We start from the raw sequence: 18,695 nt of genomic DNA, 5'->3' as shown, positions 1-18,695 counted from the left end.
GATAGTTAAATGCTAAAACTGGTTTATTGCATTTAACTCATTGTTTTGCATCAAACCGAAATTTACGTAGAGTTTAATTATGAGTGAAAAAGTCAATGGCACGGTAAAGTGGTTCAACCAAGATAAAGGATTTGGATTCATCACACCTGAGAACGGTGGTAAAGATGTGTTCGTTCATTTTTCATCTATCAGTGGAACTGGTCGCAGAAACCTTGAAGATGGCCAACGAGTGTCGTTTGTCATCACTGACGGTCAGAAGGGCCCGCAGGCTGAAGACGTCAGCGAGATCTAAACCGTTATTCAGACCACTAATGGTTTAAACAAACGTTAAGCCGCCTTTAGGTGGCTTTTTTTGTTTAATTTACCATCGATCACTGTTACAACGTCACCTCAACGCTCGTCACGCCGCATTTTATTACCCTATTTCTACGGTATTGATTGACTTTCATGGGGTTCTTTTTAGCATGTGTATATTACTCCCTAATACTAAAGTTACTATGTCTACAGAATCTACTATTTCTACTGAAGAACAAAACTCAGAACAAGACAAAATCGATCTCGAATTGGTCTCTGCTGAACTCCGCAAAGTCATCGAGTTTGATCAAGTGCCAGAAGAGATGTTGAACATGGTCGTGTCGATCCATGAAGTATCTGAGGAAGCCGTAAGGGAATCTTGGGATAGCTTGCCTACTAGCGCACAAAATGTTTTAGATAACTTTGAACAGTTTCATGCACTGATCTCGGTAAGCCAAGCATTTGCTGGTCTAAACTTTATGGAAGAATATAAGACCTTAGAGTTACCAAAAGACATGTCTGAACAAGAACAGGAAGACTACCGTACTCAGCTACTTGACCAAGTCCTTTATAATTGTGTCAAAGATATGGTTAAACAGATAAAGAAAGCGCGTCGTGACCCCATACTAAAACGTGATTTTATCGAAGTTTTTGAAAAGAAATAGTCAGACCGTATAAATGAGTGGTGTTTCTTATAAAAAGAACACTATTAATTAGATATATGGATAGCTAATTTTTGCTTGTTTTTTTTGTGATATTACCAAGGGTTGGAGTTACATTAAAAAAATGACTAATATGTGAGCAAACGTTCGATTTAATTGACATAAATTAACTAAAATCGTTGACTACACTCGTTATTAGCCAGTAAAGTCATATGCGTTGTATATACGGATTTAAGGTAAGATTGTGACTTCAAAAAATAAAAAAGAGTCCAATAAAAAAGATAGCCAATTGATTATACGTATTAACGGTGAGCAGAGAGATAAATTTGTCTCAATGTGTGAGGATATGGATACCTCCGCCGCAAGAGAAATCAGACGATTTATCAAAGAGTTCTTAACAGAAAATAAAGACGAAGATTAATGACATGAATTTTAAAGCCAGTACATTGTACTGGCTTTTTAGTATGCGTTTTCTGGTTTTACCCAAACTCCGCTAAAGTCGAACCATCCAAGTGCATTACATGTCGCATTTTGCAGAGCACCACAATGTTCTTTATTCACACCTAACCAACAATGAAATAGTGGAACAATTTGATTTGATTCAACTAACTCCTTACCCAATTTCCTTGCTGGGAACTGAGCGCTCTTATCTTGTCGCCATTCTTCCACCAGAGAACACCATTGCTCAAACTGCCCTTCACTACTCATATCACTTATATTGCTATAGTTCATTAACCAACCTGCCAACGCATCATCTCTGTCCGTACCAATCCCCATTGGTTTTAACCAGATGTCTACGTTACTCACGTCTTCTAGATAGTGATGGTACTTTTTAAATACCACTGTAATTCCATCCTTACTGAGCAGCTTCGCTATCGCCTTTGCTAATGACGGGAATATAGGATGTTGCGAATGATAAGCCACCGTCACACTTTGTTTAGAGGGTGGCAATACTTTATCGCCACCGAGTGCCGAATGTTGCCAACCAGGCTTTAATCCGTAAGCGGGCAGTAAACCAAGATCTAAAATGGTCTCTTCGGGCAAAAGGCGGAAGAGATTAAATGCACTTAACGTAGAGCAGAAATATTTGGCCCAGTTATCCTCTTTCGCTAACCCACGTTTACGGTTCAATAATAAGTAGGTACAGCCAGGATCCAACTTCACTTCATCGTCGCTCGATGTTTTCGCTTTTATTGGGTTACTTAAACTCGGAACGACCATACTTGAATACACTTGGTCTATGACCCAAACTTCGACAACATCAACTAACGGCCTATAACCAAAATAATTATCAAATGCCTCAAGCACCAAACGTTTCTCATCATTTAGTTTTACCTTATAAGGTCCAGTACCTATTGGTAGGAGATCAAAGCCTTCCGACATCCATTCTGCGGGCGGCATTATCTTTGCGTTTGACTCTGCTAGCAATAGAGGGAAATGCCAGTCAGGTGCCGATAAGCGGATGGTTATGACCCATGGTTTTGGCGAATATACGTCAATAATATGGTCAAACAACACGTTAGGGTAAACGTCGCGTTTAGGTTTCTTATCTTTCTGAACCACATTACAAGACAAAGCAGCGACTGAATCAACGACATGACCGATTTGCAACAAATCGCCATTATGAAAGCGCACACCAGGCCGGAGATAAAAGCGCCAGTTTTTACCATCATTTGATTCCCAAGTATGGGCAACGTCCGGTTGTAATTGGTCATTTTCGTCTAGCTTGGTTAAACCACTAAAAATCTGACGCATAATATTCTGTTCAGAGCGCCTGTGAGGCTTGGTAGGGTTAAGCATGGACAGTTGGCGATAGTATGGTAAGCGAACATACTGCAGCCCTTTATTGTGGGTTACACCCAGATAATCTTCGATTACTTTAGCAAGTTTGCCAGCGTCTTTGTTTAGAACTGAGAAGGCTTGTTCTATTCTTCCTTCTTCCAGATATTTTTTGGCTAGATTTTCGCTAACATCTTGCTGATTACGCTTGAAGATTATTTTAGAAAGATTTCCCCGCCCTGCCGCTGGATGCCATTCTATCCAGCCCTCGCCTGCCATTTTATTTAAGACAATTCGTGCGTTGCGTCGAGTACAGAATAAGATCGAGACTATTTCATCCAACTGTATGGCACTATCTTGACCTTTGAAGTACTCAAATAGGGACTCAAACTGTGTTCTTAGTCTCGGACTGCTCATAAAGAGGAAATCTCACTTATTGTTGTTCTTAAAAAATACTGTGGTAAATTTCCTTATTTTATCACAACCAAAAAACATAGGTAAACTATTCCCATGTAATACCAATAGCTTGAGATACCATTGTCAGTTGTAACTCATTGTCCAACTTAATCGACCATTTGCACTCTCCAGCATTGGCGAGTATTACATTTGCCCCTTTTCCGATGAGCTGGATAGCATCAATTTGTGCTTGCATGGTGACCATTTGATCGCCGTTTACACGTACAACCAACTCATGCTGAGTTGCGATAATTTTTCCGCCAGAGAATTCAATCAACATTTGGGGCTCTCTTGTGTTTCATCACCGCTATCGTCAGTCTACTTGTGCAGACCAAACGATCTCGCTCATCAACAATATTGATTTGCCATACCTGAGTACTCGCGCCGATGTGAATCGGCTTGGCTTTGCCAACGACCATACCTTTACGCATCGACCTAATATGGTTTGCATTTATATCTAAGCCAACGCAATAGTATTCGTCACTTACGCTAAAATTTGCGGCGACTGATCCCAGCGTTTCTGCCAACACTACCGAGGCTCCGCCATGTAACATACCCAGAGGTTGGTGGGTAAAATCGCAGACGGGCATGGACGCAGAAATACAATCGTCACCTATTTCAGTGTATTCGATTTGTAGATGTTCAATCAGTGTGTTCTTAGAACTCGCATTAAGCGTATCTAATGTGATCGCTTTCTTCCAAATGGACATTAAAGATCCTTTATTGGTAATTGAATCGCAGTGATAAGAGCTGCTATTATTCAATTAGATTAGCCATTGTATTAGGACGTTATACGTGAATGGATTACAAAAAGCATTACTTTCGAGCATAACTTTAACGCTTGTTGCTTGTAGCTCTTCCCCTACTGGACGCCACCAGATAATCATGTTTTCAGATCAACAGATGAATAGTATGGGTACTCAATCATTCGAATCATTGAAGAAAGAGCAGAAGATCAGTAAAAATAAAAAAACCAATGATTATGTGCAGTGCGTAACCAGCGCTATTTTACCCTATGTCGCGAAGCAAGAAGGTTTTTCAGAGTGGGAGGTTGTTGTCTTTGATAGTGAGCAGGTCAATGCGTTCGCATTACCTGGTGGGAAAATAGGCGTGTACACTGGTTTATTAAAGGTAGCAGAGAATCAGGACCAACTTGCAACGGTAATTGGACACGAAATTGCGCATGTACTTGCCGAACATAGTAATGAGAGAATGTCTCAAGCTCAACTGGCTAATGTTGGACTTCAGGTAACCAATGCTACATTGAATGATTCAGAGTATCAGGGACTCGCAATGGCCGCACTTGGGTTGGGTGTGCAATATGGTGTTCTTCTTCCTTATGGCAGAACTCAAGAGTCAGAAGCCGATATTGTCGGCTTAGAGTTAATGGCAAACGCCGGATTTGACCCATACCAAAGCATAGACCTCTGGAGAAATATGGCAAAAGCCTCCGGTGGTAACCAACCACCAGAGTTGCTATCCACTCACCCGTCCCATAATACTCGCATAGCGGATCTTGACGCGAAGGCAAATACGCTCAATAAATCGACAGCGCAACGACCTCAATGCAAGATGTAGTTATTGCGGAAAAAGATAAAAGCCATCATTGATTTTTATAAAGCCACAATAATCGCTTTTATAAAAAACGATTACGTGGATAATACAGGCAAAACTTAACAACCACGGTAAATACCCTATGTCTACAGAAGCTACTATGCTTGAACGCTGCGAATCAAAATGTGAGCTTTGCGCTGCAGAATCCACACTCACTCCATACGTTGTTGCTCCTCACTCGCACGTAACTGTTGATCATGCAATTATGATATGTGACACATGCACTGGACAGATTGACGATCCAGCAATCGTTGATGCTAACCACTGGCGCTGTTTGAACGACAGCATGTGGAGCCAAGTACCACCGGTTCAAGTGATGGCTTGGCGTCAACTTAAAAACCTTTCTTCTACGGAAGGTTGGGCTATGGACCTGCTTGACATGATGTATCTAGAAGAAGACGTGGCGAAGTGGGCTGAGATCGGCATGGACGATGACGATGAAAAACCACGCGATATTAACGGTGTCGAGCTTAAAAAAGGTGACGACGTAACGGTCACTAAAGACCTGCCTGTCAAAGGTACTAACCAAGTCATCAAACAAGGCACAGTTATACGCGGTATAAGCCTTAGCGATGACCCTAAACTAGTTTCTGGTAAAGCAAACGGTCAATCTATGTATGTAATTACCGAGTTTTGTCGTAAAAAATAATACGGTATTTCTAGGTATAAAAAAGGCGCTGATTTAGCGCCTTTTTTATACCTAGAAAACTTAAGAACACACTTCCCACTTCTTCCGCATATTGTTTATAGTAATTTTAGGGACTTGATGGATGCTTCCATAATCCTCTTTACAAACCATTACCTCTAGCACTATGTTGAGCTCCTTCGCCATATCTCGGTAAGGTTGCATCTCCCAACGCTGTACGAAGGTGTTAGAAACAACGACAGAGTATCCATTCAGCAAAGCCTCTCGCACCTCTGCTTGACACCAGTTGTGTGCCTGTGAGAGTTTTTTCGCATCAAAGGAATAGTCTCCCCCCTTCTCAACAAAAAACATGTCTGTCTCTATGTGCTGAATAGGAAAACTGTATTGCTCGATGATTCGCTTCGCTAGTGTACTTTTACCTGATCCAGGCAAACCACGTATAAGAATTAATTTAGTGATCACTTGACTGTCGCCCAGTTAAAATTATGTCGAATGTTTTAGCACAATTCATTCAGTGTCACCAGCTACCTTGGTTTGCGTGTTGCGTTGGCGATTAACAGCAAAAAGCCCCAAGTACGTCGTGTACTTAGGGCTTATAACTGTTTACTTTAGGTCACAAGAAAATACATACCTGTGTGTTAATCATACGTTTAACGCATGATACCCAAATCTTTTTGCATATGGCTAGAGAGGTCACTTGAGTAGTACGTAGACTCGACTTCGTTGCTTACAAAAAGAATATCTAAAATATGAGCAATCAATCCTTTGATATTAACCGCGTAGGTTTTTTTGTCCGTAGAGGTTGGAACAATAAGTGTATTCGCGTGCATTACTTGAGCCATGATAGCCTCTCTAAATTAATTGTGATTGCTGTTTCTATGTAAGAGATTTTAGGCTGTTTTATGGCATAGTATAAATGACAATTATTGCACATTCAGATTAGTTATTCTAATGAAACAACATTTTAACAACCTCATCGAAAATAAATTCAATTTTTTTGATTACTGGTCGCATATTACGCAGAATACCTGCATATTTAAAAAATATGGCTTTATATACGCCTTTGATTTTAACAAATAAATTACATTAAATAACCAAAATATCAATCAACTTCGTCAACTATGGGTTAATTAATTTGATGCAAATATTTCAAGTTATTCACAATGTATATCGGTTCAACATATTCGATTAACCATCAACAATGAAGCGCAATAAAAAAGGAGCCTAAAGCTCCTTTTTTTACATTCCAGTAAGAGGGACATAATAGACGAGTATTGACCACGCCCCAACCCACCCTAATATAACTAGAGTATCGATCCAGTCAGTATTCCACATACACAGCTCTCCGCTTGCTAATGATTAAACTGAGCTATGAACTTACGAAATCATAGCTAACCATTAATAAGCAAAATCAATGCCATAGATTAGTAATTAATCAATTTATGTAATTGCTTAACAACGTTATCGAGCCTATCTGGTTGAGATTTAAGCAGTTCAATAAAGCAGTCAGCCATTGATAACTGTGTGACCTCACCTGCGTCTTCCATATTCAGAAATGCGGTAAAGCCCTCTTTTCCTTTCATTGTGTAGGCGGAAGAGGTACCACAATAGATGGTCTCATCTTCGACCTCTCTCCAACCACCATCGGCTGACTTGATGTTAAGGTTTGTGACTCTGGACCCTTTTATTGCCGTAAAATCATAAATATAATCAAGATTATAGCAATAGGGATAGCTGCCAGTACCTGTACCACTAACACCATTACTAAGCGCATTGTTTATCGCACCCTCTAGTACCAGTGCGAGGTATTTACCTTTTAGATGGTATACCCCAATTGGCACGGCAAATGGCAATAGTTTTCCGGCAATATCTGCTACAGAAATAGGGCCGGGACTAAGAGAGGTTCTTACACCACCAGCATTATGCATTCCGAACTCTACCGAATAACCAGCGTTGCTCATTGCATGATAAAAAGATTCGGCGACTAAAGGCACGATGTCACTGCCTCCTATTTCATCCGGAATTCTGACATGCCGAAGCGGTGTTGTTACTCTCCCGATAATCGTTTGTTGCAGTGCTCTCACTTGAGGGATGTATTTGTCTTGAAGAATACTCTGTACCGATGGCGCTTTCTTACAAATCACCACATTAGGGTTCTCCCTGAGACAACTTTGCGCCCTTTTATGTAGGTAGTCGGTATTTACTTCTGACAAACTCGCATCGATACAGAGTCTACGCCCTAGTAGAAGTTCGTTACAACCAACAAAACGACTTACTGTCCCATCGGCTTCAAAGTCAATCTCACAATGCCCTATCGCCTGAGCATGCAGCCCAGAATGAACAATTCGCGTTTGATTGACCATCACACCGTAATCGCCATTGTTCTCTAAACCGATGGAAGAGAAGTCTCCTTGTAGTGTATGAGAGTGCCCCCCTATGATTATTGCTATTCCGTCTACTTCCTTAGCGAGCTTTAAATCAACGTCTATACCAAGGTGGCTCAACAAAATTATCTTATTTATCCCATTTCGTCTGATCGCTAAAACCGTGTTCTGAACCGTTTCAAACGTATTAGAAAAAGGGGTGTCTGCATCGGGATTTGAGATGTCGGCCATCTGGTCCATGGATACGCCAAAAATGGCAACAAGCTCCCCTTGAACTTCTTTGGTTATCCAATGCGCGGTTTTGAATGGTTCGTTATACGAAACGAGATTGGACTTGTTGTTAAGCGAATGCGTTTTTTGCTTTGATTCTTTCGATATATCCCAATTTCCTGCGAGAATTGGAAAGTTGATTCTATCTAGAAATTCAGCAACGGGCTGATTTCCCATGTCCAACTCATGATTACCAAGCGCCATCGCATCTATATTTAGCGCATTTAATAGATCCGCATTGGCTTTCCCTTTGAATAGAGAAAAAAAGAGCGTGCCCTGAAAGCAGTCTCCGGCATGGAAAAACATAAACTCTCTATCGGTTTCGAGTGCTATCTGTCGTAACTCATCAGCACGCGTGGCAATACGTGCAAATCCACCGTTACTAACGTAAGGCGAAATGACTTGATTATCTAACTTAAGGTTAAGTTGAAGTGACTGCGGCTCGAAATAAGAGTGGGTATCGTTAATATGCGCCAATATCAATCGAATTGGTTTATTTTTTTTCGTCATAGTTTCTATATCTACCTTTCATACCCATGTATGGTAAACCTTCTTCTATGACATTGTAATGAATTCTTAAAAAGTCATCGCCTTAATGCAAACTATTGACGAAAATATTTGATTATTCTTTTTATTATCAACCTATTATGAGTAAAGATTGGTTATATTTAGGCACTAATCAGCATCGTCGTGTAAGCTTAGTATAAAGAGGGAGATGATAATGCAAATACAAAGTATAGAAATCTCTGGATTTAGAGGAATTAGAAGGCTGTCGCTTTCATTCGACGAATTAACCACACTTATTGGAGAAAATACCTGGGGCAAATCGTCTCTTCTCGATGCCCTATCTGTCGCCCTTCCTTCCGAACCAGAGTTATATCAGTTCGAGATGCAAGACTTTCATGTTGATTACGCCATTGCTCACCCTCAAACACAGCACTTACAAATAGTGATAACTTTCGTCACATCAGTTAAGGGTGAGGAAAGGGCTGGGCGCTACCGCAAACTCAAACCTATTTGGATTGAAGATGAACAAGGTAATAAAAAGATAATTTACCGAGTCAGTGCCACTCGAGATTTATACAAGATTACGAATCATTGTTGTTTTCTCGACATAGAAGGGAACAAGATGCAACTGCATCACTCTCAAAAACTCGCTGAGGAACTCGTAAGTTTACACCCTGTCATTCGCATTCGGGATTCTCGTCGATTTGACCACAATAAACTACACGGAGGCGATGATGTTATCAATTCACGGGTAGAGCGTCGCATTGAAAACACATGCCGTCGATTATTGGCGATGCCAGGGCACGTGAACAAGGCTGAAATGAGAAGTAGCCTTAAGTCAATGGAAAATCTAGTCGAACATTATTTTACATTTACTAGTAAAGTAAATCGAGATCCTAGAAAACCAAGGGAGAGCCTACTCTTTGCTGCGTCTTCTGTCGGTAATAATAATCTGTTGCAGGTTATTGAAGAAACCAAAGACTCTCAAACGAGATTGCTCGTTCTTGTTTTGCTAAATGCGTATTTACAAGCGAAGGGATCAAACAACCTACGACGCTGTGCACGGCCTATTCTAGTTATAGAGGATCCAGAAGGACGACTCCATCCTACCCATTTGTCTCGAGCATGGAACCTATTACAACTCGTTCCTACACAAAAGGTATTGACAACCAATAGCGCTCAGTTACTCGCCACCGTCCCGCTCCATTCAATTAGACGTTTGATAAGAAAATCTGATAGGACCGTTTCAAAATCAATGTCATCGAAGTTACTAAGTAAAGATGAACTAAGAAAGGTTGGATTTCACATTCGATTCCACCGTCCCAACGCCCTATTTGCTCGGTGTTGGTTGCTAGTAGAGGGTGAAACTGAGGTGTGGTTATTTAATGAACTGGCAAAACTTTGCGGTTACAATCTCGCCGCTGAAGGCGTGCAAATTGTCGAGTTCGCTCAATCTGGTTTAAAATCGCTTGTCAAAGTTGCCAAAGCGTATGAGATCGATTGGCATGTCGTAACCGATGGTGATGCGGCAGGTAAAAAATATTCGAATACCGTACGTTCTTTATTGGATAACGATTTAGAAAGACATAGGTTGACCGAATTACCAGACAAAGATATCGAACATTACTTATATGCCAATGGATTCGAAGCCTTTTTCAAAGACATGATAAAGGTTCCTCATGATCATCCAATACCGGCTAATAAGGTGATCTCCCGCGTTCTTAAAAAACATGCTAAGCCTGATATTGCGTTGGCAATAGTATCGCAGTGTGAAAACAAAGGCGCTGAGTGCATACCTTCACTTATTAGATGGACATTAAAACGTATCATCATCATGGCCAACGGAAACACGTGACGCAAATAAAGATTTAAATGCATTAAAGGCATGCAAATTAATCTGCATGCCTTTAATCAAAAAAACTTATATTGTGTGTTATTGGGATGAACGTACTGATTCCACTCGGTTGATAGAGCTATATCCGAGTTTTTTTTTCTCTAGTGTCGTTTTCAACAAAAGACCAGAAGCCTTCATCAAATAACCAAAGATCCCACCAACAATGATTGAAGGAACGACAAGCGTCCAATTACCGTCAGCGGCAAACGTGGCACAAGAACCAATGAACGTGCCTGGAATATAATTCAACCAAGTCTGTTTCGCTTGAATGCACATCATGAAAGCGACCACCCCAGTGACAACGTAACCAACTATTTCCATTGAAATTAAATTGGACGCTTCAATGATGACCAAAGCCCAAAACACACCAGTCATATTGGTCACTAGACTTATGCCCAGCCCTTTTACCCCTTCTTTTGGCGATGCAAAGTAACTTGTGCAACCTAAAAAGCCTGCCCATGTTAACAGCCCTAGGCTTATCGACAACCAACCCCATATCCCAGATAAAATGCCAGTTGTAATTGCTATTGCAAATAATACGCTCATTACTGATCCCGCCAAAAAAATTTTATTCATTTAGACATGGATAATAGTTGAACACATTCGTCATTGAGGTGACTTAGATCACATATAAATGATACGTATAACTAAGTTTGCATCAAAAATGTGACGCAATCGCATTTTCAACATATTTGGTTAGTTATGTGTAATGGTTACTTAATCAAAATACACTCGGTTTACCTTTCATCATTCTCAATCCCTCGCGTCTTATACACGTTGCAAGTGGGTTGTCTGCCATATCTGCTCGCCAAATAAATGAAAGTGTTCTTTCCATTTCTAGCTCAGGTACGTTAAGAGCCACTAAGCTTCCATTATTGATATGTTTCTCTACGTCTAGATAAGGTAAACACGTTAGATATGGTCCATTAGCGACCAAACTTCGAAGTACTGGCACGTGTTCATATTCACGCCATACGTCTAGATCGGCAATAAGATGGTGAATTGAGCTATCAAATATTTTTCTGGTACCGGATCCTATCTCTCTTAATACCCATTTGGCTTGTTCTAATTGCGCTAAGCTGATCGTTTCTCGTTTGGCAAATGGATGATGTGCCGACACGACAACGGTCAAGTGATCTCGGCACCATGTTTCCTGATGGATTCTGTTGTCGTCACAACGCCCTTCAATGATGCCCAAGTCATTCTTGTAACTTAACACGCTCTCAATTACCCCGTCGGTACTCTTCACCTCTAGGTTTATTCTAATCTCAGGAAAATCGTTATCAATTGTACTGATGAGCTCTGGTACAAGATGTTCTGCCGGCGTTTGGCTTGCACATAACCCGATTTCACCACTAATTAAATGTTGTTCTACAAAACCAAGCTCTATCTGTTGTGCATCCTGTAACAGCTTTTTTGCCTTTGGGCGAAGCCACATTCCCCAATGCGTTAACGCCATTCTTTTGCCCTGACGTTCAAATAACGGCCTACCTAGCATTTTCTCTAGTTGAGCAAGAGACATGCTTGTCGCCGACTGGGTTAGAGAGAGTTTATCCGCCGCTAAACTGACACTGCCGGTGTGTGCAACTGCTTCGAAAACGGCAAGTTGCTTCAATGAATATCGCATTAAATTCACCTCAAAATAACTGTTTCAAAAGAATGATCGTTCGTGTCAATTATTGTATATCAATTTCTTTGATTATATTAATAAATATTATCAATTTTACTACTACATGTTCCAGCCCTTATTCTTATATCAACACAACGCCACTATGCAATCTACCACTTCAATTTTTATCAAGAACAATAGGAACGACATGAAAACAATACAAGGAGGGAGAAATGACTTCACCGCATGACTCGTCTGAAATTAAACATCTTTTTTCACCGAAAGAGATGATGACCCAAGCTGAAAAGTTTGCTTTCAGTAAAACAACGAAAAGCACCAGTATGACACTCAGCCTCGCGATTATGGCTGGCCTGTTTATTGGACTGGCGTTTTTATTCTATATAACGGTTACAACCGGAAGCCAATCAACGGGTTGGGGCATCAGTCGATTTGCCGGTGGCCTCGCTTTTAGCATGGGGCTGATTCTTATTGTCTTAATGGGTGGTGAACTCTTTACCAGTTCTGTTTTATCAAGTATCGCATGGGCAAACCGGAAGATTAGCTTTAAACGTATGGTGCTCATTTGGGGAAAGGTTTATGTCGGCAACTTTATTGGCGCGGCGATACTACTGTTATTGGTTGTAGCCGCTGGTTTGTACCAAATGGACAGCGGTCAATGGGGCTTAAACGCACTAAATATAGCGCAACACAAACTCCACCACACACCTGTTGAAGCCTTTGCACTCGGTGTTTTATGTAACCTACTTGTTTGCCTAGCAATCTGGCTTACATTTAGTACTCATAGCGCAATGGGGAAAGCTTTTATGGTTATGCTTCCGGTTGCGATGTTCGTCAGCAGTGGTTTTGAACACTGCGTAGCAAATATGTTTATGGTGCCACTAGGCATACTGATTCAATCTACTGCTCCTGATGCTTTTTGGGCTCAAGTAGGGGCGGAAGCCAGCCAATACTCAGATCTGACATTTTTCAATTTTGTAACCGCAAACTTAATACCAGTCACGCTTGGAAACATCGTTGGTGGCGCCGTATTAGTGGGCTTAGCTAACTGGTCTATCTACGTACGACCAGAACTAAAATCAACTCAATCAAAATCAATTAAAACAACAGACCTAACAACGTCAATAAGGGAACTTGCTATGAAAACTAACTTAACCGCTATCGATATTATGAATGAAGAATTTTACGCAGTAAAAGCAGACATGCCGACAGAATTAGCTATCGATGCATTAACCGATAGAAACCTCCAAGGCGCGCCAGTTGTCAATGTTCAAGGTAAGCTGGTTGGTTTCTTTTCTATCCACGATGTTATGGTCGACTTATGGTGCCAAGATTATTTACCCGCGAAGGGACAGAAAGTCGTTGATCTCATGTCTAGAGACGTTGTTGCTGTCAATCACGATGAATCATTGGTCAATCTTGTCGAGTTTTTATGTATCGACAAAGAGCAACTCTATCCAACAACAGGAATGGGGATCGCGACACAATTTGCATCGTTGTCTTTAGAAGAGAGAGCGAAAAGCATGAAAATCAATAAGCCACAAACACTGCCAGTATTGCAAGATGGTCTACTTGTTGGCGTGGTGTCTAGAATGGAAGCGATGACAGCATTGAGAGCAATTTACGGAGAAAAAATGAATGTTATCGTCAACACCCATGAACTAGAAACCGCTTAATAAGTAGAGGCCAAGCTCACCCGCTTGGCCTCATTATATTATTTTTTTACGCCTTCTACGTAAAGTTCCATATCAACCGTTTGTGCCATACCCATCGCTTCAATTCCAAAATCACCTAGCTGCAAAGTCGTTGTGCCAACAAATCCAGCACGATATCCACCCCAAGGGTCTGAACCTTCACCGATGAATTCAGCAGAGATTGAAATTGGGCTGGTTTTACCATGAAGCGTAAGGTCACCGTTTACTGAAAGTTTACCATCACCATTATCTGTTACTGACGAACTAACAAATTTTGCGTCTGTAAATTTACCAGCGTTAATGAAATCTTTGCTTCGAAGATGCTTATCACGTTCAGCATGGTTAGAGTCGAGACTCGTAGTGTCGATATTCACCATAATTTTTGAAGCGGTGACATCAGCAGGATCGTAGGAAAAAGTACCATCGAATGTATTGAAACGACCTTTGATAAAGCCATAACCTAAGTGGCTTACTTTAAAGTTGATTGATGCGTGCGCACCGTTGGTATCAATAGCGTAGTCGGCTGCGCTCGCCGTTATAGGCATTGCTACTGCTAATGCTAGTCCCGTTTTTATCAGTAAATTTTTCATTTTGATGCTCCTATCATTTTTCGTAGCGTATTGTCTTTGTTAATAAAGTGGTGCTTAAGTGCGGCAACCGCATGTAAAGCGGCAAAACCTATAAGAGTGACTGCGGTGTAAAAGTGAATTTCTCCTGAGATATCAGATTGGTCTGCAAATAACTCCCCCAGTCCTGGAATCGTAAACCAATTAAATACTTCAATACCCCGCCCGTCTGACGTAGAAATCAGGTATCCAGAGATAAACAGAACAAACATGAGAACATACAACAGGTGATGTACCGCATGAGCCCCTTTTTTTTCTAGCCCTGAGCCTTCTATTGCTGGTGTCAAAGTAAACCACTTCCAAATAATCCGAAAAGTCGTTAAAACCGCCAACAACAGCCCAGCTGACTTATGCCAATGGGGTGCAGTCTTATACCAACTACTGTAGTAGTTAAGTTCAACCATCCATAGCCCAGCGGCGAACATACCGAAAATGACCAAAGCGGATAACCAATGCAGCCCTCTCGCCATCGGGTTATAGTTTTTTACTTCTTTCGACATGAGTCTTCTCTCGCCACGTTAATCTAAATGCGAATAATTATCTTGTACGGAGTATTTACTGATTAGAGAGAAGAATAAAGCAACGAAATTTGATTGGTCAGTTCAGTTTATTTGAACTGATAGAATATCTACGACAACCTTCTACGTTAACACCTAAAAGTCACTCTCCTTTTCGATCTGATATAGCTCATCATTAATATCAGCCAGTTTGAGATCAAGAACGTTTTGCGCGTCCCTTACTCCCTGATTATAAAAAGCAGGCCCGATTTTTTTTGAGACAAAATCAAGCAGGAAATCAGCATCGAATTGACCGAGTTCAAAATCAAGTTCGTCTTCAAAATAGCGCTGCAATGCATAAATAATCTCTTGTTTTTGTTTGGCACTGAAAGTTATTTCGTTCATAAGCTCACACTTTTATGTTAAAAATCAAGTAACTTCGAATAAGTTATATTAGTACATAGCTTTACGTAAAGTGATATATTCTAATACGTTCTGGTATATCACTATTATTAAACTCGGGAGAGGACATTTGCAACGGGATCTCGTCATACGTGCAATACATGACTTTCAGAAAGATTGTCTTAAGCTATGCGAAAATCATTACCCAACGGTACATAATCGCGGAATGAGTGAACATCATCTTGGACGTGCATTTTCAAGACGCCTCGCCAGCACTTTGGATTCATTTAACCTACCAAACCAATTCGAGCCAATTGATACCACTCGTTCGCCCGATCATCCTCATCACTATAGAATCGCCTCTAGTGCAGGAACCGTTTGGGTAATCACTCACCACCTCGACAGCGCAAATTCTATATGCAAAGAAAAGCTACTTACCGACATAACAGAATGGCAAGCTGAGTATGGATTTGCCATCCAACCCAGCGACCTACTCGTCTTATTAGCTGACCATTGGATATCACGGAGTCAGAAAAGCCGTGAGCTTTTAGATTGGTGGATGGGCGAATTACCCGATGATTTCACTGCGTATACAGAACAAGGTATTTCTTTGTACAAAAGCGACTCAAAACTTGTGCATGATCTAGACCAGCGATTTCATATTCGTCCCTGTTATCTGCGATTCGGGCATCCTTTGGTTCGCTCTACAGATCAACAATTAGTTAGAAAATATATCCAACTTTACGCAATCTTAGAGTGCCAAAAGTGAATCGATGTCCCTTTACATTATGCGTTTATCAAAACACGTGTAGAGTCAATTAATACATCGATAGGAACAGGTTTCGAGAAATAATAACCTTGGGCATAACCGCAGCCATAAGAGGCAAGAAGATCAGATTGCCGTTTTTCTTCAATCCCTTCCGCTACAACCTTGATGCCAAGTTCATCCGCCATTTGAATCATCGCTTTACATAGCGCCTGACTATTTGCATCTTCGACCAAATTTTTCACAAATGACCGATCAATTTTAATAAAGTCGATTTCAATCTGCTGTAGATACGACAGAGAAGAATAGCCAACTCCAAAGTCATCGATAGCAATATCGATACCGACATTTTTCAACAGCTTCAACCTATCCTTTACTATTTCATCACTCGTCATTAAGAGGTTTTCAGTAATTTCGAAGGAAATGAGATCGACCTGTCGCTCACATTTTCTGCACTCGTTTAACCATGTTTCTATGCGTTTAAAATCACCTTTGAATTGAGCCGGAGAAACATTGACACTTATTTGTACGTCTTGGTTGAAGGTCTTTTGTAAGATGGGAATATGCAAAGAAGCATTTATTAACACCCATTCTCCAATTTCGTTGATTATGCCAAACTCTTCAGCAATCGAGATGAATTCATCGGGAAACACGAGACCTTTCGTTGGATGGTTCCAACGAATTAGGGCTTCGACCTTGGCAATTTCACCCGTTGAAAAATCGACAATAGGCTGAAAATAAAGTTCAAATTGCTCCTCTCTCAATGCTACTTTAAGATCAGCTACTACCGACCTTTTTTCGATTAATCTGTCCATCATCATGTTGTCAAAATATCGGTAGCAATTCCTTCCTTCATATTTTGCTTCATACATTGCCAGATCCGCACACTTTAAGATGGTTTCTACATCGATTGCATTTATTGGGAATATGGCAACACCAATGCTTGCGGTAACTGAGATGTCTTCGCCCTTAATGATAAATGGTTGGTTTAATTCTCTTTGGACGTTTTTAGCCACAAAAGTGCTGTGTTCTCTATCAATCACATCACCAAGCAGTATTGTAAACTCATCACCGCCCAAGCGGACAACAAGGTCACTTGCTCTTACCACCGATCTAAGCCTATCGGCAACCGCGATCAATAACAGATCACCATAATCATGCCCCAAAGTATCATTAACGTCTTTGAAACCATCCAGATCTAAAAATAGTATTGAAAAGCCGATTGACTCATTGGCTTCATATTTAAACACATAGTTTTGCAGCTCTTCGTTAAGGTACCGTCTATTAGGCAGGTTAGACAAACTGTCATGATAAGCTTGTTTCTGGAGTTTGCTATTTGCCGCTTCTAATTCCGTGGTCCTCTGCTTAACCTGAAGTTCTAGGTTGCGGTCCCGCAGTTCAACGTTTTCTAACATGAGATTGAAGCACTGAGTCAATTGACCTATTTCATCATTTGTCGTTGTTTTAGCCCGCAGAGCATAATTATTTGTTTTCGTTACCTTGGTAGCCACACGAGCGAGATTCAACAAAGGTTCAATGACAAATCGGCTAAACACTATCGCTAATGCGAAACTAATTGCCAGAGTGATGGCCGCAATCAATCCAACAAAAAGTGAGTATACTTCGATGTGCTTATTGATCGATTGATCATTCACCCTTATCACCAAGTTGCCATAGCTAGTCTCGTCATGAACAAGGGGTTTTGCCACCGTAATATATACCGTGTTAGGAACAATACTGTTTAAATGAGGGGATTGAAAACTTACAAATACATCGCTGTCTATTGTGTACACTTTCGCATCAATAATTGTATTATCGGACATCAAAGGCATCAATAGCTCACTGGCGGCAAAGTCATCATGAAACACGACTGCAGCGGTCAAGGTTGGAGCCAATATTTCGGCAATTGAGTCTATCCGATGCAACTCTTTTTCTCTGGAATTACTCTTTTCATACTTGATAATAGTGATTGCGGTACTTAACACAGAAAAAAGCGCAACAACCATAAATAAGGCGACAAGCTTTACTTGGATAGTCCGGAATCTAGGAACAATATTCCTCATTGTTTACGCCTCCCTTCGACGACACGTCCAAGCCTTAATACCTTCGAGCTCATTTTTATACCCGCATCAAGCAACGCATCAGAGTCAACCTCAAAGCGTACTTTCCCACCAGTAATAAATAAATTGATATGACCACCGGATGGAACAAAGGTTTTCATTTCTCCTACTAACATGGTTTTTTTCAGGCTTTCATTTCTGGTTACTTTTTCAATCAAGTCGGAATTTTTTTCTGTCAGGAAAAAACTATTACATGAATCATCAGGCATCCCTTCTCTTGATATTAAATGAACCTCGACTTGGCGATTTTTAACCTTTTGACCAATAAGTGTTTTTGATGCGGTTAGGACAAAATCTGGATTATAACTACAAATAATATAATTGCTTCTGAGATTTGGATTAAACCAATTGCCCTCACTGTATCGGGCAAAGTTAAAGATAAAACCTGCTTTGACCGCATATTCTCTTTCACTTGCATACGACAAATTGGCCGACATTAACGTCAGCCCTATAAGAA

At 40.7% G+C, this 18,695-nt stretch carries 21 protein-coding genes; 8 read left to right on the top strand and 13 right to left on the bottom strand.

Annotation, left to right across the window (positions count from 1 at the left end):
- Nucleotides 1-79: 79 nt before the first annotated feature.
- The 3 genes from AACW90_RS10635 to AACW90_RS10625 all read left to right on the top strand — a co-directional run bounded on the left by AACW90_RS10635 (nt 80) and on the right by AACW90_RS10625 (nt 1,377).
- Nucleotides 80-292, top strand: a complete 213-nt coding sequence (locus AACW90_RS10635; protein ID WP_195706375.1) for a cold-shock protein — start codon at nt 80-82, stop codon at nt 290-292.
- Between the two features lie 205 nt (nt 293-497).
- Entirely contained in the window at nt 498-959 is a 462-nt protein-coding gene (locus AACW90_RS10630; protein ID WP_390234053.1) for a DUF3069 domain-containing protein, read from the top strand.
- A gap of 241 nt (nt 960-1,200) precedes the next feature.
- The gene (locus AACW90_RS10625) at nt 1,201-1,377 is read left to right on the top strand and encodes a hypothetical protein (RefSeq protein ID WP_195706377.1); all 177 of its coding nucleotides are present in this window, start codon (nt 1,201-1,203) and stop codon (nt 1,375-1,377) included.
- Nucleotides 1,378-1,415: 38 nt separating this feature from the next.
- On the opposite strand, the gene AACW90_RS10620 is transcribed toward AACW90_RS10625, so the two are convergent.
- From AACW90_RS10620 to AACW90_RS10610, 3 genes are all read right to left on the bottom strand, one after another.
- Complete coding sequence (locus AACW90_RS10620) at nt 1,416-3,152, bottom strand: SgrR family transcriptional regulator (protein WP_390234049.1); 1,737 nt, start codon at nt 3,150-3,152, stop codon at nt 1,416-1,418.
- An 85-nt stretch (nt 3,153-3,237) separates the two neighbouring features.
- Nucleotides 3,238-3,471 (bottom strand): DUF3389 domain-containing protein, encoded by a 234-nt coding sequence (locus tag AACW90_RS10615; RefSeq protein ID WP_390234046.1) that lies wholly within the window; start codon nt 3,469-3,471, stop codon nt 3,238-3,240.
- Nucleotides 3,461-3,901 (bottom strand): hotdog fold thioesterase, encoded by a 441-nt coding sequence (locus AACW90_RS10610; RefSeq protein WP_390234044.1) that lies wholly within the window; start codon nt 3,899-3,901, stop codon nt 3,461-3,463. Before AACW90_RS10610 ends, AACW90_RS10615 begins: the two co-directional genes overlap by 11 nt.
- Nucleotides 3,902-3,986: 85 nt before the next feature.
- Here AACW90_RS10610 and AACW90_RS10605 point away from each other — a divergent pair, with 85 nt between their 5' ends.
- Both AACW90_RS10605 and AACW90_RS10600 read left to right on the top strand, forming a co-directional pair.
- Nucleotides 3,987-4,769, top strand: a complete 783-nt coding sequence (locus AACW90_RS10605) for a M48 family metallopeptidase (protein WP_390234042.1) — start codon at nt 3,987-3,989, stop codon at nt 4,767-4,769.
- Between the two features lie 118 nt (nt 4,770-4,887).
- Nucleotides 4,888-5,454 (top strand): PhnA domain-containing protein, encoded by a 567-nt coding sequence (locus AACW90_RS10600; RefSeq protein WP_390234040.1) that lies wholly within the window; start codon nt 4,888-4,890, stop codon nt 5,452-5,454.
- Between the two features lie 60 nt (nt 5,455-5,514).
- Here AACW90_RS10600 and AACW90_RS10595 read toward each other — a convergent pair whose 3' ends face one another.
- The 3 genes from AACW90_RS10595 to AACW90_RS10585 form a co-directional block, all read right to left on the bottom strand.
- The gene (locus AACW90_RS10595) at nt 5,515-5,913 is read right to left on the bottom strand and encodes an ATP-binding protein (protein WP_390234039.1); all 399 of its coding nucleotides are present in this window, start codon (nt 5,911-5,913) and stop codon (nt 5,515-5,517) included.
- Between the two features lie 188 nt (nt 5,914-6,101).
- Nucleotides 6,102-6,293, bottom strand: a complete 192-nt coding sequence (locus AACW90_RS10590; RefSeq protein ID WP_195706383.1) for a hypothetical protein — start codon at nt 6,291-6,293, stop codon at nt 6,102-6,104.
- A gap of 582 nt (nt 6,294-6,875) precedes the next feature.
- Nucleotides 6,876-8,615 carry a bifunctional metallophosphatase/5'-nucleotidase gene (locus AACW90_RS10585; protein WP_390234038.1) on the bottom strand — a complete coding sequence of 580 codons (1,740 nt, stop codon included), beginning with the start codon at nt 8,613-8,615 and terminating at the stop codon, nt 6,876-6,878.
- Between the two features lie 211 nt (nt 8,616-8,826).
- On the opposite strand from AACW90_RS10585, the gene AACW90_RS10580 reads away from it, so the two are divergent.
- A complete protein-coding gene (locus AACW90_RS10580) occupies nt 8,827-10,467 on the top strand; it encodes a DUF2813 domain-containing protein (protein WP_390234036.1) in 1,641 nt (546 codons plus the stop codon).
- A gap of 78 nt (nt 10,468-10,545) precedes the next feature.
- Here AACW90_RS10580 and AACW90_RS10575 read toward each other — a convergent pair whose 3' ends face one another.
- Nucleotides 10,546-11,052, bottom strand: a complete 507-nt coding sequence (locus AACW90_RS10575) for a DUF1097 domain-containing protein (RefSeq protein WP_390234034.1) — start codon at nt 11,050-11,052, stop codon at nt 10,546-10,548.
- A 175-nt stretch (nt 11,053-11,227) separates the two neighbouring features.
- Complete coding sequence (locus tag AACW90_RS10570; protein ID WP_195706387.1) at nt 11,228-12,133, bottom strand: LysR substrate-binding domain-containing protein; 906 nt, start codon at nt 12,131-12,133, stop codon at nt 11,228-11,230.
- Between the two features lie 215 nt (nt 12,134-12,348).
- Between AACW90_RS10570 and focA the strand changes: the two genes are divergently transcribed.
- The gene (gene focA, locus AACW90_RS10565) at nt 12,349-13,809 is read left to right on the top strand and encodes a formate transporter FocA (RefSeq protein WP_390234031.1); all 1,461 of its coding nucleotides are present in this window, start codon (nt 12,349-12,351) and stop codon (nt 13,807-13,809) included.
- Nucleotides 13,810-13,847: 38 nt separating this feature from the next.
- Here focA and AACW90_RS10560 read toward each other — a convergent pair whose 3' ends face one another.
- The 3 genes from AACW90_RS10560 to AACW90_RS10550 all read right to left on the bottom strand — a co-directional run bounded on the left by AACW90_RS10560 (nt 13,848) and on the right by AACW90_RS10550 (nt 15,355).
- On the bottom strand, nt 13,848-14,417 hold the full coding sequence (locus tag AACW90_RS10560; RefSeq protein ID WP_390234030.1) for a YceI family protein: 570 nt from the start codon (nt 14,415-14,417) through the stop codon (nt 13,848-13,850).
- Nucleotides 14,414-14,953 (bottom strand): cytochrome b, encoded by a 540-nt coding sequence (locus AACW90_RS10555; RefSeq protein WP_390234028.1) that lies wholly within the window; start codon nt 14,951-14,953, stop codon nt 14,414-14,416. The genes AACW90_RS10560 and AACW90_RS10555 overlap by 4 nt, the downstream gene beginning before the upstream one ends.
- Nucleotides 14,954-15,106: 153 nt before the next feature.
- Entirely contained in the window at nt 15,107-15,355 is a 249-nt protein-coding gene (locus tag AACW90_RS10550; RefSeq protein ID WP_390234026.1) for a DUF2164 domain-containing protein, read from the bottom strand.
- A 127-nt stretch (nt 15,356-15,482) separates the two neighbouring features.
- Here AACW90_RS10550 and AACW90_RS10545 point away from each other — a divergent pair, with 127 nt between their 5' ends.
- Complete coding sequence (locus tag AACW90_RS10545; protein ID WP_390234024.1) at nt 15,483-16,121, top strand: hypothetical protein; 639 nt, start codon at nt 15,483-15,485, stop codon at nt 16,119-16,121.
- A gap of 17 nt (nt 16,122-16,138) precedes the next feature.
- Here AACW90_RS10545 and AACW90_RS10540 read toward each other — a convergent pair whose 3' ends face one another.
- Both AACW90_RS10540 and AACW90_RS10535 read right to left on the bottom strand, forming a co-directional pair.
- A complete protein-coding gene (locus AACW90_RS10540) occupies nt 16,139-18,181 on the bottom strand; it encodes an EAL domain-containing protein (protein ID WP_390234023.1) in 2,043 nt (680 codons plus the stop codon).
- Nucleotides 18,178-18,675 (bottom strand): YfiR family protein, encoded by a 498-nt coding sequence (locus AACW90_RS10535; RefSeq protein WP_390234021.1) that lies wholly within the window; start codon nt 18,673-18,675, stop codon nt 18,178-18,180. Before AACW90_RS10535 ends, AACW90_RS10540 begins: the two co-directional genes overlap by 4 nt.
- Nucleotides 18,676-18,695: the final 20 nt, after the last annotated feature.

This window comes from Vibrio frigidus (assembly GCF_042465995.1).
Taxonomy (GTDB): domain Bacteria; phylum Pseudomonadota; class Gammaproteobacteria; order Enterobacterales; family Vibrionaceae; genus Vibrio.
Note: the sequence above shows the minus strand (reverse complement) of the source record. Positions and strands in the feature narration are given on the sequence as shown.

Coding starts and splice junctions, on each gene's coding strand:
- AACW90_RS10635 (WP_195706375.1), top strand. CDS start 80: ATGAGTGAAAAAGTCAATGGCACGGTAAAGTGGTTCAACCAAGATAAA.
- AACW90_RS10555 (WP_390234028.1), bottom strand. CDS start 14,953: ATGTCGAAAGAAGTAAAAAACTATAACCCGATGGCGAGAGGGCTGCAT.
- AACW90_RS10570 (WP_195706387.1), bottom strand. CDS start 12,133: ATGCGATATTCATTGAAGCAACTTGCCGTTTTCGAAGCAGTTGCACAC.
- AACW90_RS10615 (WP_390234046.1), bottom strand. CDS start 3,471: ATGTTGATTGAATTCTCTGGCGGAAAAATTATCGCAACTCAGCATGAG.
- AACW90_RS10575 (WP_390234034.1), bottom strand. CDS start 11,052: ATGAGCGTATTATTTGCAATAGCAATTACAACTGGCATTTTATCTGGG.
- AACW90_RS10540 (WP_390234023.1), bottom strand. CDS start 18,181: ATGAGGAATATTGTTCCTAGATTCCGGACTATCCAAGTAAAGCTTGTC.
- AACW90_RS10630 (WP_390234053.1), top strand. CDS start 498: ATGTCTACAGAATCTACTATTTCTACTGAAGAACAAAACTCAGAACAA.
- AACW90_RS10620 (WP_390234049.1), bottom strand. CDS start 3,152: ATGAGCAGTCCGAGACTAAGAACACAGTTTGAGTCCCTATTTGAGTAC.
- AACW90_RS10590 (WP_195706383.1), bottom strand. CDS start 6,293: ATGGCTCAAGTAATGCACGCGAATACACTTATTGTTCCAACCTCTACG.
- AACW90_RS10610 (WP_390234044.1), bottom strand. CDS start 3,901: ATGTCCATTTGGAAGAAAGCGATCACATTAGATACGCTTAATGCGAGT.
- AACW90_RS10580 (WP_390234036.1), top strand. CDS start 8,827: ATGCAAATACAAAGTATAGAAATCTCTGGATTTAGAGGAATTAGAAGG.
- AACW90_RS10535 (WP_390234021.1), bottom strand. CDS start 18,675: ATGTCGGCCAATTTGTCGTATGCAAGTGAAAGAGAATATGCGGTCAAA.
- AACW90_RS10600 (WP_390234040.1), top strand. CDS start 4,888: ATGTCTACAGAAGCTACTATGCTTGAACGCTGCGAATCAAAATGTGAG.
- AACW90_RS10585 (WP_390234038.1), bottom strand. CDS start 8,615: ATGACGAAAAAAAATAAACCAATTCGATTGATATTGGCGCATATTAAC.
- focA (WP_390234031.1), top strand. CDS start 12,349: ATGACTTCACCGCATGACTCGTCTGAAATTAAACATCTTTTTTCACCG.
- AACW90_RS10560 (WP_390234030.1), bottom strand. CDS start 14,417: ATGAAAAATTTACTGATAAAAACGGGACTAGCATTAGCAGTAGCAATG.
- AACW90_RS10550 (WP_390234026.1), bottom strand. CDS start 15,355: ATGAACGAAATAACTTTCAGTGCCAAACAAAAACAAGAGATTATTTAT.